This is a genomic window from Streptomyces graminilatus (genome assembly GCF_001418565.1).
GTDB lineage: Bacteria > Actinomycetota > Actinomycetes > Streptomycetales > Streptomycetaceae > Streptomyces > Streptomyces graminilatus.
Genome location: NZ_LIQQ01000549.1, coordinates 1 through 15,149, shown reverse-complemented (window position 1 = coordinate 15,149; position 15,149 = coordinate 1). Strand labels below are relative to the sequence as shown.

The 15,149-nt window shown below is 68.8% G+C and carries 15 protein-coding genes; 9 read left to right on the top strand and 6 right to left on the bottom strand.

Annotated elements, in window-relative coordinates; genetic code table 11:
- Nucleotides 1–40: 40 nt before the first annotated feature.
- The 3 genes from AOK08_RS36050 to AOK08_RS36040 all read right to left on the bottom strand — a co-directional run bounded on the left by AOK08_RS36050 (nucleotide 41) and on the right by AOK08_RS36040 (nucleotide 2,295).
- A complete protein-coding gene (locus AOK08_RS36050; protein WP_055533885.1) occupies nucleotides 41–280 on the bottom strand; it encodes a hypothetical protein in 240 nt (79 codons plus the stop codon).
- 129 nt (nucleotides 281–409) lie between these two features.
- Nucleotides 410–1,897 carry a hypothetical protein gene (locus AOK08_RS36045; protein ID WP_157876941.1) on the bottom strand — a complete coding sequence of 496 codons (1,488 nt, stop codon included), beginning with the start codon at nucleotides 1,895–1,897 and terminating at the stop codon, nucleotides 410–412.
- A gap of 161 nt (nucleotides 1,898–2,058) precedes the next feature.
- Nucleotides 2,059–2,295: a hypothetical protein gene (locus tag AOK08_RS36040; RefSeq protein WP_055533881.1), complete on the bottom strand. Its 237-nt coding sequence runs from the start codon at nucleotides 2,293–2,295 to the stop codon at nucleotides 2,059–2,061.
- A gap of 261 nt (nucleotides 2,296–2,556) precedes the next feature.
- Between AOK08_RS36040 and AOK08_RS36035 the strand changes: the two genes are divergently transcribed.
- Nucleotides 2,557–3,003 carry a hypothetical protein gene (locus AOK08_RS36035; protein WP_055533880.1) on the top strand — a complete coding sequence of 149 codons (447 nt, stop codon included), beginning with the start codon at nucleotides 2,557–2,559 and terminating at the stop codon, nucleotides 3,001–3,003.
- Nucleotides 3,004–3,059: 56 nt separating this feature from the next.
- Here AOK08_RS36035 and AOK08_RS36030 read toward each other — a convergent pair whose 3' ends face one another.
- A complete protein-coding gene (locus AOK08_RS36030; RefSeq protein ID WP_055533879.1) occupies nucleotides 3,060–4,103 on the bottom strand; it encodes a hypothetical protein in 1,044 nt (347 codons plus the stop codon).
- 221 nt (nucleotides 4,104–4,324) lie between these two features.
- Here AOK08_RS36030 and AOK08_RS45200 point away from each other — a divergent pair, with 221 nt between their 5' ends.
- The 4 genes from AOK08_RS45200 (at nucleotide 4,325) to AOK08_RS36010 (ending at nucleotide 6,866) form a co-directional block, all read left to right on the top strand.
- A complete protein-coding gene (locus tag AOK08_RS45200; protein ID WP_241827236.1) occupies nucleotides 4,325–4,660 on the top strand; it encodes a hypothetical protein in 336 nt (111 codons plus the stop codon).
- Between the two features lie 107 nt (nucleotides 4,661–4,767).
- Entirely contained in the window at nucleotides 4,768–5,139 is a 372-nt protein-coding gene (locus AOK08_RS36020; RefSeq protein ID WP_157876940.1) for a hypothetical protein, read from the top strand.
- 290 nt (nucleotides 5,140–5,429) lie between these two features.
- Nucleotides 5,430–6,230: a GNAT family N-acetyltransferase gene (locus tag AOK08_RS36015; RefSeq protein ID WP_055533876.1), complete on the top strand. Its 801-nt coding sequence runs from the start codon at nucleotides 5,430–5,432 to the stop codon at nucleotides 6,228–6,230.
- A gap of 195 nt (nucleotides 6,231–6,425) precedes the next feature.
- Nucleotides 6,426–6,866, top strand: a complete 441-nt coding sequence (locus AOK08_RS36010; protein WP_055533875.1) for an NUDIX domain-containing protein — start codon at nucleotides 6,426–6,428, stop codon at nucleotides 6,864–6,866.
- A gap of 74 nt (nucleotides 6,867–6,940) precedes the next feature.
- Here the strand turns inward: AOK08_RS36010 and AOK08_RS36005 are convergent, their stop codons facing one another.
- Nucleotides 6,941–7,741, bottom strand: coding sequence for a GntR family transcriptional regulator (locus AOK08_RS36005; protein ID WP_055533874.1), 801 nt, complete (start codon nucleotides 7,739–7,741; stop codon nucleotides 6,941–6,943).
- A gap of 211 nt (nucleotides 7,742–7,952) precedes the next feature.
- Between AOK08_RS36005 and AOK08_RS36000 the strand changes: the two genes are divergently transcribed.
- Nucleotides 7,953–9,794 carry a tetratricopeptide repeat protein gene (locus AOK08_RS36000; RefSeq protein WP_055533872.1) on the top strand — a complete coding sequence of 614 codons (1,842 nt, stop codon included), beginning with the start codon at nucleotides 7,953–7,955 and terminating at the stop codon, nucleotides 9,792–9,794.
- A 142-nt stretch (nucleotides 9,795–9,936) separates the two neighbouring features.
- Here AOK08_RS36000 and AOK08_RS35995 read toward each other — a convergent pair whose 3' ends face one another.
- Complete coding sequence (locus AOK08_RS35995; RefSeq protein ID WP_157876938.1) at nucleotides 9,937–10,743, bottom strand: hypothetical protein; 807 nt, start codon at nucleotides 10,741–10,743, stop codon at nucleotides 9,937–9,939.
- A 782-nt stretch (nucleotides 10,744–11,525) separates the two neighbouring features.
- On the opposite strand from AOK08_RS35995, the gene fxlM reads away from it, so the two are divergent.
- From fxlM to AOK08_RS35975, 3 genes are all read left to right on the top strand, one after another.
- Nucleotides 11,526–12,731, top strand: coding sequence for a methyltransferase, FxLD system (fxlM, locus tag AOK08_RS35985; RefSeq protein ID WP_157876937.1), 1,206 nt, complete (start codon nucleotides 11,526–11,528; stop codon nucleotides 12,729–12,731).
- 80 nt (nucleotides 12,732–12,811) lie between these two features.
- Nucleotides 12,812–13,015 carry a hypothetical protein gene (locus AOK08_RS35980; RefSeq protein WP_055533864.1) on the top strand — a complete coding sequence of 68 codons (204 nt, stop codon included), beginning with the start codon at nucleotides 12,812–12,814 and terminating at the stop codon, nucleotides 13,013–13,015.
- A gap of 63 nt (nucleotides 13,016–13,078) precedes the next feature.
- The coding region (locus tag AOK08_RS35975; protein ID WP_338400169.1) for a lantibiotic dehydratase family protein at nucleotides 13,079–15,149 on the top strand (2,071 nt) is incomplete at its 3' end.

Below are 15,149 nucleotides of genomic sequence, written 5' to 3'. Positions count from 1 at the left end.
CAAGACCTTGTTCACTCGGCCGGGCACAGCGGGCGGTGAGTCAGAGCTCTGAGCGAGAGGTGAGGTAGTAGCCGGTCTTCCTGCGCGTACCCCGCTCCGTCATGGCCGTCTCGTGGAAGTAGCTGACGGGGATGTCGAATTGGCGGGTGGTCTGACGCTCGTCGTAGACCTGAACGGTCCTGCTTCCTGGCTGGTAGTCGACGACGACGGTTTCCGGGAAGACGGACGTCGCCCCGCCTCGGCACGTCGTGTAGACCTGCTTGCTCTTAATACGGTGCACGATGCCCCTCTCGACAGGTGAACGCTATCCGGAAGCCAGGCCCCTGGTGTGATCGCCGTGCGATCCCGACACCGCCGAGTGCCCGGCCCTCCGGGGGCGTCGCCCACCGCCGTTCGCCGGCCCGCGCGTTCACCTCTCCTGATGGTCGAGGACGACGTCGATCGTGAGGGCGAACCGGGGCCTGGTGGTGCGGCCCTTGCCTTGCGCGGCCTGGAGAGTCCGCTCGCTGTTGCTACCGAGCCACAGGCCCACGATCAGATCGGGAAGGTACTGCTCCATGCGGATCGCGGCGTGGCGGACGGCCGCGTAGCCGACGGTGAACTGCTTGGAGGAGGGGCCAGCGGTCGCTCCCTCGATGGCGGCGAGGAACTTGGCGGGGACCACCAGGACGTCACCGGTGGCGCGGATCAGCCAGTACACCGCGCTGGCACTGTGCTCCAGCAGATCGTGCAGCTGGCGGCGCTTGACCGTCCAGGTGTCCTCCCGGCCGCGACTGAGCGCTTTCTTTACCTGGATGAGGTCCCCCGTCCGCAGCTGGAGTCGGCCTGGAACGCGTACGTCGACGACGACCCCGATGTCGGCACCGATGGTCTTCTCTTCCTTCTTTGTCACCGTGCGGTGGCCGACTCGCAGATGCGGTCCCGCGACGCCAGCCAGCCGGGTGTGGACGGGCAGATCAGTGAACTCAGCGACGAGCGCGGCCAGCAGGGTCGCCGTCAGGTGCTCCTCCTCCGCGGCCCCGAGGTCGTCCATGGAGCTCGCGAAGCCGGCGACCGCGCGGCGGGTGGCGCCTTGCACGAGGTCCTCCAGATCGTGATCGGCAAGCCAGGTCGCCGAGGGTGCCGACAGCGGCCGCGGGAAGCCCGCACGGCGGGCGTCGACCGACGCGGAGACGATGCTCAGCAGCCGTTCCTCAAGCGGACCGGCTGTCTCGGCCGCGGCCCGCATCCCGTCGGCCCGCAACTGCACGGTGAGGACGGGGCTGCGGCAGCAGCGGCTGACGGCCCGCCGGACCGTAGGGTGCTTGTCGGCGAGCGCGAGGGTGAGCGCCGCGTCCCACCCCTCCAGCTGGCCCCCCACGATCAGAAGCCACTCCAGTGAACGCGCCCACACTCCCGGCCGCGCCTGTTTCTCCACGCTGCGGCGAAGCCCGGCCGCCGCGACCGGATCCCGCTCCCCGGCCAGGAGCGCCAGGTCGCGCCACAGCTGTGCCAGCCGTTGGTCCACGTGAGCGTCGAGGCGGTCCAGGATTCTCGACGTCCACAGCTCGTGGCGGCCGCTCACGCCCTCGCGCTGACTGCGGGCCCGGGCGACGCCGACGGCGACCGCAGCGGGCACCGGCAGCGCGTCGGCGACTTCCGGTGTCGCCCACGCGGCCCAGCGCACCACAAGTGGAGGACTGCCAGGTATTGGCCATCCGCCGATCAGCGGCACTCGGTCGCAGCCGTCGAGCAGCAGATTCTCCAGCCATGCAGCCTCGCGCTTCGCGAACGCGGCGAAGGCTCCCGGACGCAGTCTGGTGAGGTCTTCGATGTCACCAGGGTTGGCGAGGAGCGTCTGCCGACAGCAGGCGGAACACGCCAGATCAGTGGACTGGTGGGCAGGGCAGGATTCCACCCCGTGACTCTACGGCCCCACCCGGCCATGGCCGACTTGCCGGCCCGTCTGCACTCCGATGGCCACCGGCACCGGTGACCGCCGCGTGCACGTCCGCTCCGGCTCGGCTCCGGTCGGGTTCGGCGACAGGTGGGGCCGACAGCTACGAGTAGCAGAGCCGTTTACACGGGCTCGACAGTGCGGGTGTGCAGTGTGGTGTCCCGGACCAAGCGGAAGGTGACGGACGGCTGCGCGACGGAGTTCCGCCAGGCGAGGTGTTCTTTCGCCTTCTCGTGGTCTGAGGTCGGGGTGGAGACGTCGATCCACGTCCCGTCGGCGCCGGCCTGGACCGTCCAGGTCGACGCCTCGTTACGGCTGATCTGCTGATGCCCTCCAGCAGCGGGGGACTGAGATCCCATCGAGGCCTCTCATCGCGGTGAACAGTGTGGTCGGCAGTACGGATCACGCACGATACGCAAACCCACCGAGCGCCCGAACTCGGCTTCATGACCAGCCCGCACCGGAGAACTCGCGGGACGCGAGCAACCGCCCCGCGCCGCTTTTCCCCTCCTGTCAACTGTCGGCAGCCACGGTTGCGCCAGGTACGGTGCGGGAGGACAAAGTGTCCGCAGATTCGGGGTGGAAACGTGACGGCAGGGCCGGTTCGACGGCGTGGAGACGTGCTCGGATTCGCGGTGCCGACCGTGCTCTTCCTGCCCGGGGTCGCCTACCTCGGACTCACCAACGGCCACCGCTTCATTGACAACGCCTTCTTCGCCTTGATGTACGGCCTGTTCAGCACGGGCTTGGCAGCAGCCCCGCTGCTGGCATGGCGCCGCGGCAACGGCCAGCACGCGGATCCGGGCTTCGGCCCTTCGGCATGGTTCCCCTGTCTGTTCACGACCATGCAAGGCGTCGCCTACAGCTCCCACCGGGGCGACGCCAGCGTCGTCGTACTGGCTCTGGGCTGGGTGGCGTTCATCGGCGCCGGCATGGTCGCCCTGTACTTCCTCGGCAATGCGCTCTGGTCCACCGACAACGCGTTGCTCGAGACCGGCGAAGCCGTGGCCAGTGACGAAGCCGCGCGGCCGGCGCTCCACGAGCCACAGGCCGACATCCGAGCCTGAACTCCGCTCAGTCCACAATGCGTCTTTCCATTCCCGCATAGTGGGGCCGCTTCTTCCTACGCCGTCGCATCGTTGACGGGGCCCGGTGTATCCGCGAGGCGCAGGACACCGTCCGTGCCGAATACGGTGCGGAACCTGACACAGATCTCCTCCGAGCCGCTGCCGGCGGCTGCGGAGGCGAACCAGCGGCTCGCGCGCAGCGCCTGGGCGACGCACTCGGCCATCGCATCGCCGACCGGGGCAGCAGACGACTCCGGAACTTCCAGTTCCGGCACGTTCTCCCAGTCAAGGCCATGACGTTCCAGATGCTGAAGAAGCAGATGCGCGAGAGCGCGTGCGGGGTCACTGGTGTGGAACTGGCCGTCGTCCGGATCGAGTTGGCCGGGGAAGACCACGGCTCGGGTGAAGTAGTCGGTCAGGATCCCGAACAACTCCGGGTTCGGATGCCGGGCAGGGCCACTGCGTGCCTTGAGGGCCGCGTCGAGGATGGTGGTGACGTGCCGGCGGCGGGCCAGCTCCCCGGTGCCTGGCTCGGAGGCCCCGTCGCCGCAGTGACCTACCCCTGCCGTCCGCTCCTCGTCGTCCGTGGCCCCCGCCAGGTCGTTGGGGAACGTGCCGTCGAGCTGGTCCTCCCAGCGAAGGAAGAGCGCTGCCTCCTCCTCATACCGCTGGTAGTCGGGACCGTACTTGTCGTCGTCGTGGAGCGACGCAGTGTTCACCAGGTCCACCACCGTCGTGGCGTGCTCCCACTGGTCCTCTGAGGCGGGCAGATGCCCCCGGCGGCCGTCCATCAGCGCCGGCAGCAGGGCGACGATCGCGTGCGGTGCCGCGAGTACGGGCACCGGAAGAGGAACGAGCTGATCGGCAGTTCGTGCTCGGAAGCCCCAGCCTGCTGCCGAGTCCCACGCCAGGTCCAGACCGTCGGGCCACTCTTCACTGGTCGGGTGCGGGCACTGGCGGGTCCACGACCAGCGTGCCCCGGCCGCCCCACGCGTATCGGTGCGGTGCACCGAGAATTCCGCCGCGTCCGTGTAGCCGGCACGGCTCAGGGCTTCTTCCATGGCACGGACGTAGATCTTCCACGCCCTGAGGTGATCCACTGCGGTGTCTCCTTGATCCGGTGCGTCTCGGCCGCACCTCCGGCCAGCCTGTCAGCTGCCACTGACACCACCGAGGAACTCGAACGCCGCCCGAACGGCCAGAACTACGATGCGACCCCGCAGCGCCCCCCACGACGGCGCAGCCGCATCTACCGCCACGGCCCACCTCGACCTCGGTGAACTCCCCACCAGCCAACCGGGTTTCGCGAGACCATGGCCTGGTGAACGCACTGGCCGCACGGCTCTCAGGCACCCGCGCCCGCGCCATTGAAGAGCTGACGGACGCTGTGGCGGCATGGGGCGCCGACGTACCTGACGACCCGGGCCTCACTGAACTCGCAGACCTTCTCGCCGAGGTTGCCGGCCGCTTTCCGGACGACCTCGACGGACACGAGGCCGCCACGGCTCACCTCAGGGAAGCCGTCGAACGCCTCCGGGCGGTCGGCCGGCTCGGAAGCCTGCTGCCCGCCGTCGCCTGTGCTCACCTCCGCCGAGCCCTCCAGCAAGAACAGCGCGCACGCCTGGCCCTGAACCAGACGGTGCTCCCCGCAACATGACAGACTCCAACGTCACCCACGAGGTAGGAGAGAGAACGATGCTCACCGGTCGGCCGGAGGAACCATCGGTCAGCTTCCGGGCCTTCTGCGAGGACCCAGCCAACCGCATGCCTCGCCCAGCACCTGCCGCCGTACTGGCACCTGGCGACGACACCTGCGCCCCGTCCGTCTTCGACCCGGAGACCGGCAGAGTCCGGGTGATGAGCAGCAAGTGCACGACCTGTATCGGCCGTCGCGGCACCCAGCTCAGCGACGAGCGTCGGCGCGAGCTTCTGGGGCTCCGCCCGGACGGCTCTTACGACGAGGGGTGGACCGTCTGCCACGCCACGTTGCCCGATAATCCTGACAATACCGAGGAATTGCCGCCTTCTGTCTGTGCGTGGGTCGCTCAGCACCCTCTGGCGGCCAAGCGGTCGCTGGCCATGAGAATCGGGGCGTCGACCGGCTTCGACTACATCGACCCGCAGTCGAAGCCCTGATCGCCAAGTGGCAGCGCTGGGGAGCTCTGGACGCACTCTCCGGCTGATCACGCCGTTTCCCACCGACGGCCCCGCACTCCGAGGATTCCCCTCCACAGCGCGCGGCCCTGGCTGACAGGCTGCCCAACCCTGTCCTGTGCCCCCGCCGGGTGACACGGCAGCCACGTCCGCTGGCGCAGGTCTAAGGTCACGTCGACGAAGGCCGCAGTCCGGGGGACGCTGTCATCCGACTGTGCGGTGTTCGCGGCGACTCGGCGCGAGTCGTCCGGTCGGCTGTCAGGGTAGTCCTCATGGATTCCGTCGACGTCGCCCTCGCCCGTGTCTGGCCCGCCGAGCTGCGAACCGACCGGCTTCTGTTGCGCCCGGTCACGGCCGAGGACGCCTCCCTCATACGCGAGTTGCTCACCAACACGCAGGTCCGGGCATTCCTCGGAGGCCCGGCTTCGGAGGAGCGGGTGACCGCACGGCAGCGCGCCTACCCGGAGACACCCGGTGCCTGGACCATCGTCCATGCCGTCGGCGGTGAGCCCGCCGGTCTGATGACGATCAACCGTGATCACCGATGCGAGGGCCGAGCCGAGGTCTCCTACCAACTGCTTCCCGACGCCTGGGGGCAGGGCCTGGGCAAGGAAGCGGTCAGCGCGGCGGTCACCTGGTGGACGTACGTTGCGCCCGGCGGCGGCCCGGTAATCGCCGTCACCCAGCAGGCGAACGCCGCCTCCCGCCGACTACTGGAGTCGATCGGCTGGGAACTCGTCGACGAGTTCGAAGAACACGGCGAGCCCCAGTGCCTCTACACCCCGGCAGCCGCAGACGAGGACACGGAACTGCGCTGGGCCCGCCTGATCGGCGAACACGTCGACGCGGTGGAGCGACGGCGCGGCGCGCAGGCACGGGCCACCGCAGCAGGCCAAAGCCTTCCCGACGACCTGACGGTCCTCACCCCTGAGGAACTGGCCCGGCTGTGTCTCGCCCGCCACGGCACCTACGGCCGCATCTGCGCCTGGACGGCGGGCCACACCCCGGACCTCCACATCGGTCGAGCCGACGACGGCGCATGGATCGCCTGGCTGGCGAAGACCGAAGAGTGACTCGGCCCTCCCATTCCCCCCTCAGATCCGCACCGGCTACACACAGGCACCGCCGCCTGCGGTCGGTCTCTGCTGGACAAGCCGACCCTGCGGCTTCGACGGGGAAAAAGTTCAGACCTGGTCCCGCCGAGTGGGTCTGGAACGTGATGGCGCGGCTGGCCGCGCGATGCCCAACTCGCTTACTACCGTGTCCTGATGCACTCGGACACCACTAGTTCAACGGAGCCGTCCACCACCGCCCGCGGCGCGGTCGCCATCATCACCAACCACCACGGCGACATCCTCCTCCACCTCCGCGACGACCTTCCCCACATCGTCTGGCCGGACCACTGGAGCGTGCCGGGCGGCGGCTGCGACCCTGGTGAAAACCCGCGCGACGCGATCGTCCGCGAGCTCGACGAAGAGGCCGGCCTCACCGCCGCAGACCTCACCGAACTGTTCGAGATCCGCGACGAGTACGGATCCGGCCAACTGATCACGTTCTTCGCCGCCTTCTGGGACGGCGACGAGACCACACTGCCGCTGACCGAAGGCGTCAAGCTCCAGTTCTTCGCCCCCGCAGACCTCGATGCGCTCAGGGTTCCGCCGTTCATCCGGGCCGGGATCAAGCGTTACCTGGACGCCTGGCCCGCCTGAACACCCGACCTCACCGGCAAGTTAGCCTCGGCTCGGCTCCAGCCGTCTCTGGTGCCGGGTCGCCGGGGCCCGACTCAGAGGCCAGTGCCGAGCACGGATCCGGTCTGCCCGGCAGCCCCATCCTGGTGCTCAGCCGGCGTGACCTGGTGGATGTAGAGAAGGTCCCAGTGCGCGGCGGGGATGAGGAGGTCGGCGGTCTCGACCGGCCGGTCGTCGGCGTCGTAGTGGACGCGGGAGATGACGTGCGCCGGACTGCCGGAAGGGGCGGACACCCGTTGTGCCTGGTCGCGGTCCAGAACGACCGGGGTGAGGGTCTCGGCGACACGTGTCACGGCGATCCCGAGGTGTGCCATCCGCTCCGGGACGGTGAGGCATGCCAGAAGACCGCCACTCGGCAGGACGACGGGAGTGGCCCCGGTGATCTCCATCGGCTCCCAGCTCGTCACCGTCAGCACCGGCTCGCCGCCCGCGGTGAGTACGGCGTACGCGGTCCGCACACACGGTGCGTCGGCCTCGACACCCAGCCGGGCAGCGACCTCGACGGGCGCAGGCGTGCGCGGCTGGCTGCTCGCCTCCCAGGTGCCGTCGTATCCGTCCGGAACCAGCCCGTCGAAGGGCGCCCGCAGCGTGTGACGGGGGCGAAGTCGGCGAACGTACGTCCCCGAGCCAGCCCGGGCTTCCAACAGGCCCTCCTCGATGAGGAGTTCCTGGGCGCGACGGATGACGTTCTCCCCGCCGTTGCCGCCGAGCAGTTCCCGTGCGAGCCTGCTCCGCGCCGGCAGCCGGTACCCGGGCGGCCAGTCCCCCGACGCGATGCGCGCACGGAACTCCCCGGCGACACGCTGATAGGGATAAGACTCGGGGGAATCGCTCAACGGAATCGTCGCTCCTCATCGCGCAAGTACGTCCACAAGACACCGTAGCCGCCCTTCGGGAAACTAGTGCACTAGCTTCCCCGGGCGGTGAGGGCCGGGGTGATGTGCTCGGTTCGGCCCAACCGACGTGCAAGGCGAGCAGAGTTGAGACACGGCCAAATTTCCGTGTTTGATCAGCACGGCCCGGGTCCAGGACGTACGGTCCAGAACCATGGACTCCGGCGACATCGATGAGTTGTTGCAGCAGATGCAGGCGGCACGTTTCCCGTCCGCCTGGGACGGCTGTCGGGTATGGGCCTCGGGGCTGATCTCCTGGCACCTCGCCCACCGCCTCACGACCTGGGCACCGCTCCAGGACCTCCAGGACCTGGCCCAGACGTACATCCAGCACGTGGACGCCGTGGTCGCCTGCGCCCTGCACGCCACCGCCGTCGACCAGCACCTCGACGCGCCCGACGGAGCCGATCTGCTGCGCATCCCACTCGCCCCGGCCGCGCAACGCCTCGGCGAGGACGTCGTCTTCGACCTCCTGGTGCAGGCCGCGCCGCCCGACCCGGTGCTCGCCTCGCTGCTGCACTCGATCCCCAGATGGATCGACGCGGGCGACAGCACGACGCGCAGCAAGGGCGAATTCATTATCGAGCAGGCCCGCGACGTCCTCACGGTGAACGCCGAGTACGGGTACGCCCTCGGCGACCGGCTGCGCGCCGCACTGGAGACCCAGCAACGCCTCGACAACCTTCACGACAGCATCAGCACCCCGTCACACCCCGACGACGGGCCGGACTTCTACACCGGGGCCCCCGACATCCAGATGCACCTGATGGCGCTCAACAACGTCGAGGCCGCGCTCCTCGCCGACCGGATCGCAGGCACCTCCAACCCGACCCGCGAACGCGAGAGGCTGCTGCTGCGCGCCGCGCTCACCGACCGGACTGTTCTCGGCCTGGGTGAGCACGCCTCCGCCGACACCCGCACCCAGGTGCGCGAGGCGGCCCGCGCACTGCTCGACTGGGACCGCGAGCACGGCACGCACACCGGGCAGATCGACGCTGACGCACCCCAGTGGACAGACCACCCCACCGACTACGTACGCCAGGAATACCGCGCGCACCTGGAGCGGATCAGCCGTCCGGTCCTGGATCAAGAGACCGCGCCCACCGCCGAACCGACCCCGGCCGAACGCGGCGGAGGCCGGGTTGCCGCCGATGGCTCATCCTCGGCCGCAGGCCCGGGTTCCCCCCTGGAACATGATCTGGCCGACGATGCCTCCGCGTTGTACGGCCGGGCCGGGAAGGCGTACGACGCCGGGCGATTCGCCGAGGCCGCCGGCCTGTACGAGCGCGCCGTCACCGGACTCCAGGCCCAGCACGGCCCGGACGCCGACGCCACCTTGCAGGCTCTGCTGGAGTGGGGCCTGGCCTGCTACAACCTGCGCCAGTACGACGAGGCGGAGACCCATCAGCGACGGGCTCTCGAAGGACGGATCCGCACCCTGGGACCGGACCACGGCGACACCCTCAACACCCGGGTCCGCCTCGCCGACACCGTCGGCGCCCTGGGGCGCTTCACCGAGGCCGAAGTCCTCGCCCGCGAGAACATTGACCTGGGCGAGGCCAAGGAGTGGTCCCTCCACGAGAGCGTCATGGCCGCGCGCCTTACCCTGGCCTGGCTCTGGCGCCGGCAGGAACGCTGGACGCAGGCCACCGAACTCGCCCGTGAAGTCGTCGACCAGCACCACCAGGTCAGGGACAGCGACTCGCGCTTCACCCTGGCCGCCCGGCACCTGCTCGTTGAGTGCCTCCTGCACACCGGAGACCTGGTCGGCGCCGAGCATCACGCCGTGCAGGTGCTGCAGTTGCGCACCGAGAAACTCGGGACCGACCACCCCTACACCATCGTGACCCGCCTCGACCTGGCCCGCGTCCTGCAAGCCGCCGGACGCGACCAGGAGGCCCGGCCCCTGGCCGAACAAGCCCTGTCCACCGCCGAACGCGTCCTCGGAGACGACCACCCGCACACCCAGGGACTGCGCGAACTCCTCTCAGCCTGACGCCCGCCCGGGCGGCACCCGTGGTGATCTCGTGTACCTGGGTGCCGCCTGTACTGGTGGCTGGTCAGCTGTAGCGCACCTGCCGGAACGGGCACCGACTCCGCTGCCCGTGGTGCCGGTTGGGCGCCGAGGCCGAAGAGGACTACGCCGGTTGGGGCAGTTCGAAGCCCGGGACGTACTGAACCGACGACTCATCTGCGTCATGTGCCTCAAGGATCAGGCGCCCGTGCTCGCTGGGGGCGAACCTCTGCCGGGCGTACTCCCAAACCCGCACTGTCGTCCCGTTCTCCCGCTCTGACCGCAGAGCGAGGGCGCCGCTCGCGGGCACCAGGAGGGACGCACCGAGCAGAGTGCTCAGACGGGTTCGGTCCCGTCGAGCGTCGGATGCTGCCCTCGCTTCGCCTCCGGCCGCCAGGGCATAGGACCCGAGCGGCTGTCCGTCGCCGAGTTTCGACACGAAGAGGATGGTGTCGCCGGCCGAGGCCTCTGCCAGAACCGCGTCGAGTACCCGCCGTGCCGAGTCGAACGCCCACGCCTTTGCCTCGTCCCCGAACTGCTCCGCAGCCGCGCAGAGGAACAGGTCGCAGGCCCACATCATCGCCGCAGTGTCGCGTTCGTACACCATCATGCGCCTCAAGGCATCCACGGGCAGCCCGTCGAATTCGACGAGTTCATCCCTGGGAACCGGCCGTTGGGCGTACGCCTCGAACGCCGCGGCCGATCCCGGCCGCAGCCCGGAATCCTGGCAGATCCTGCGGAACTCAACGTCGACGAGCGGCCGCAGCAGAGGCGTGATGCCGGCGTCGAGCAGTTCCTTCGCGCGTGCGTGCACCTCGCGCCAGTAGGCGTCGAATGACGGCCGGCCCGGCGACTGCCGGGGGACGAGTCCGTAGTCGTCTTCGTAGACCGCGACCACCATCGTGGGCCGAACCGCCCCGCCACCCGTCACGCGCTCCTCCACCCGTAGCCCCACTGCAGCAATACCCGCGTCACGCCATAGTCTCCCTGACGGTCCCACCACTCCCTGAAGGGCGCAGTCGGTTGCGCGTGGGGCGACTTCCCCTTCGTCCTCATCCTCACGACGGCGCACTTGAGCAAGTCGTGGTCCCCTTCCACCTCCAGCGGGCGGGTGAGCTGGTCCTGCTGGCAGACCGGACGCACGCATGCCGTCCCGGCGGCACGGGGGAACACCGCCGGGACGGCGTTGCCCAGCGTAGACCCTGCCAAGATCAACTGCTATCGACTCGACTTCTCAGGAGGACGACACACCCGTGGTTGAACTCGTAGCAGAGCCGGACAGCCCGTGGCTTCCTGAACTCGGCAACTCAGGGCAGTACCTACGAGTGCACCTGATGGACTTGGGCAGTGCCGGGACGGCAGAACGGATACGGCGCCACGGCGCCGCGGGGAGGTGTTCCACGCTGGGTTTCGATCCGAACTCTGTCACGAAGGTCGTGGCTTCACCTCTCATCCCCTCATGAATCGGCCGATATCTCGTCCCCACCAGGGGTGCGTTCGTCGCGAATCGCACCTTCATGATTGAGGCAAGGGCGCTGCTGTGGGGGATTTTCTGCTCACTCAGGATCGGCTGAGATATGGCCGGTGAGTGTTGCAGCGAACCATTGGGTAGCAGTCCGGCGTGGTTCTATAGCAACCCACTCCTGAGGGGCGGACCAGCGACGAACGGCCCCCAGGGCCACCAGAAAGGACGGCTGCGTGACCGAGACCGGTGTGGGCGCGGCGGCCCCTGATGCGCTGCGTACACGGATGGTGGCTGATCTACGGGCGCGTGGCGCGATCACTTCAGCAGAGGTGGAAGCTGCTTTCCTCAGAGTGCCTCGCCACCTCTTCGCTCCGGAGGTGACCGCAGAAGAAGTGTACGGGGCCCCGGAAGCCGTCTTCACCAAGTACAACTCACAGGGGAAGCCGGTCAGTTCGGTCTCTGCTCCGTGGCTGCATGCAGAGATGCTGGAGGCCGCCCAGGTAGCTTCCGGCATGACCGTACTGGAGGTCGGATCCGGAGGGTGCAACGCGGCACTGCTCGCGGAGTTGGTCGGCGACCAGAGCCTGGTGACCACCATCGACATCGATCCCGACATCAGCGCACGGGCCCGCAAGCAGCTCGAAGAGGCCGGCTACGGGCGAGTGCGAGTCCAGGAAGCGGACGGATCCAAACCGATCAAGGACGCTCCTGCACAGGGATTCGATCGCATCATCGTCACCGTCGGCGCCGCAGATCTGTCCGCCGCGTGGCTCGACCAACTCGCCCCTGAAGGACGGCTGGTGGTGCCACTGCGGTTCCGCGGCCTTTCCCGCACCATCGCCTTCGCCCGTGAGCGGGAACATCTGCGCAGCGACACGCTCATCGTCTCGGGTTTTGTGGCGATGCAAGGTGACAGTGCGCACGCACCGCATGTCGTACGACTCTCCGGAGCAGACGTTCGGCTTGTCGTCGACGAGGACCAGCCAGTCGACGACAAGGCGCTGGCCCAGGCATTCACCGGGCCCCGTCACGAGCAGTGGACCGGGGTGGAACTGAGCGGCTCAGAAGGGCTACTGCCACGGTTGGAGGTGTGGCTTGCGGGCGCGATCGCCCCGTACGGCAGGCTACGCGCCACCAAAGTCGCTGCCGACCGTGGCCTGGTCGGCTGGGTGCTGGACAAGGGAATGCCTGCTGTGTGGAACCACGACTCCCTGGCCTACCTCACCCTGCGCCGAGACCCGGACATCCCACAGGAGAGCTACGAGCTGGGGGTCATCGCGCACGGCCCCAGCCGTGAACACCTTGCCGTTCACCTGGCCGACGCAGTAGACCGCTTTGACCGCGAGGCCAGAACTACGGGGCAGCCCGTCGTGCGCGCCTACCGCCATGATGACAAGGAAGTCCCCGACGAGGTGACGGTCGACAAGCCCAGCGTGCGTCTGGTGGTCACCTGAAGACTCGGATGCCCATGCCGGGGCTGTCCGGATCCACGTCTCCTGGCGCCGCCCGGGGACCTGAAGTGGAGGGAGTAGAGATGGCACCACTGATAACCCAAGCACAGCAGACCGGGGAGCTGACCGCGCTACCCGAGCAGCTGGCAGACGCCTTCGACCTGGACCCCATCCAGGAGGACATCGGGAGGCTGGGAGTCTGGCTCAGCGACGATGACGACGAGGGCGACACCACGGGAGACGGTTGCGGAGAGTCGCCACCTCAGGGGCCGACGACCGGCTGCTGAGGCAGGCACTTGGGGGCCGGGCCGTTCGTGCGCGCCCGGCCCGTCCTCGGCCCGGCGTTCTCGATGGATGGTGTGATGCGCAGGCTCTTCGATCCCCAACCCGTGGCGATGGCCCGTATCCCGCTGCGGCCCTATCTTGATCCCGACGGCAGCAGCGGCACTGGGCTGCTGGAAGAAGGCGTCTTTCTGGCGAGCCGGAGTGCCGAGCAGGCCGTCGCCGAAGGCACGGAGCGAGGGCAGGTCACACAGTCCGGATACGATCTTCGCTCGCGTACCCGTACCACCCCGCACGGGGTGTTCGCCGGGGTCGCAGCGGCTGCACTCACCGGCCCCGCCTCCACGATGAGGCTGGGGAGCGCCCACCGAACCGTGACTACCCTCAGCCCCTCCTGGCTGACAGCCGTAGCGGACCAACTGCTTCATGGGGAACCGGATCTGCTGCCTGCGCTCACGCTGACTGCAGCATCCTCGGCGACCAGACGGGGAGTTCGACTGGAGATCGAGCATCCCGTCTCCGAAGGGGCACGGTTTGCCAGCGTGCGCGTCACCGACGTCTCACTCTGGCTACTGGAAGCCAGCCGCAACGGGATCTCAGCCGCCAACCTCCTCCAAGGGCTGTTCCGGCGGTATCCCGGCGCAGACCAGCAGAAGGCCACACGTGCCATCATCGACATGATCGACACCGGTCTCTTGCTCACCGATCTGCTTCCGGCCGACCTGCGTGCGGTCCCCCTGCATCACCTGCTTGAAAAGGTCCCGGCAACCGCATCCGCCCGGCCGTCCCTGGCTCACCTCGAGCACCTCCTGGACCGCTACGACGCCCAACGGCCCGGGACATCTCGACGGCGCGAACTGCTGGAGGCTGCCCGTGACCTGGCCGACTCCTTGCACCACACGCGCCGGCCACTGGTCGTTGATACTCTCGCCGACGCCGAGATTGCTCTGCCTGCCGCTGTGGGCGAGCAGGCCGCCGAAGCCGCCTCACTGCTGTGGCGGATCGGCCATCGAGCTGAACCACTGGCCGACTATCACCGGCGCTTCTGCGCTACCTACGGCCGCCAAAGGCTCATTCCCCTGAGGGAACTTCTCGACCCTGTCACCGGCCTCGGCGCGCCAGGCCCGAACGACGCAAATGGCACCGACGAGGGTCTCGACACACGCCGCACCGCCACCCTCGCCAGCCTGCTCGCAGACGCCCTGGCCGCTGGCAAGGACGAACTTGTCCTCCACGATCAGCACATCGACCGACTCGCCAACCCCTCGCCACTGCCGCCCCCGCGCACCGCCGAGATCCACATCCAACTACTCCGCGACAGCGGCCAACTACGCGTTGCGGTTTGTCCTGCCACCGGCTCCCAGAACGCCGGGGCCGCCCCCGGCCGCTGGACACGCTGGCTCCCCGAACTTGTCGCGCAAGAGGAGGGTGACACCGGAATCGGCCCCATGGTCGCGGAGATCGTCTGCCGCCCCCGCACCGCTGCTGCCGCCGCCTTGGCCGCCGAAACCGGCGCCGCACCCTGGCGCATCCCACTCGATGTCCCCGCTCGCCCCGGCGACCTACTCCTTGACGAACTCGCCGTGACCACCACTGGTAGTCATCTGCAGCTGTGGTCCACCCGCCACCACAGGCCGGTCACTCCCGTGCTCTACAACCGCCTCGCATCCCGACTGTTGCCCCCAGCCGCGTACGCCCTCCACCTCCTCGGCCATGCCGGAACGAGGCCCTGGCACCCGTGGAACTGGGGCCCCTTGGACTGCTGGCCCTACACCCCACGTGTGCGCTACCGCGACATCCTGCTCACCCCCGCCCGCTGGCGATTGCCCGACACCCTCACTACGGCCGCCAATCACCGCGCCACGTTCGACGCGAGCCTCGCGGGCTGGCGTGCCGACACCCGCCCCACACCCCCGCCTGTGCTCGTGGCCGAAGAAGCCGACCGGCGTCTTACCCTCGACCTTCGCAAGGCCGACCAACGTGAGCTGCTGCGCCGCAGCATCCACCGGGGAACCCGCACTCTGGCCGAACCCTTCGCCACACCCGAGGAGCTGGCTGTGGTCGACGGCCCGAACGGCACACGCCACCTGATCGACCTCGTCGTCCCCCTCACCCGACACCACACCCCCCACCCCACGC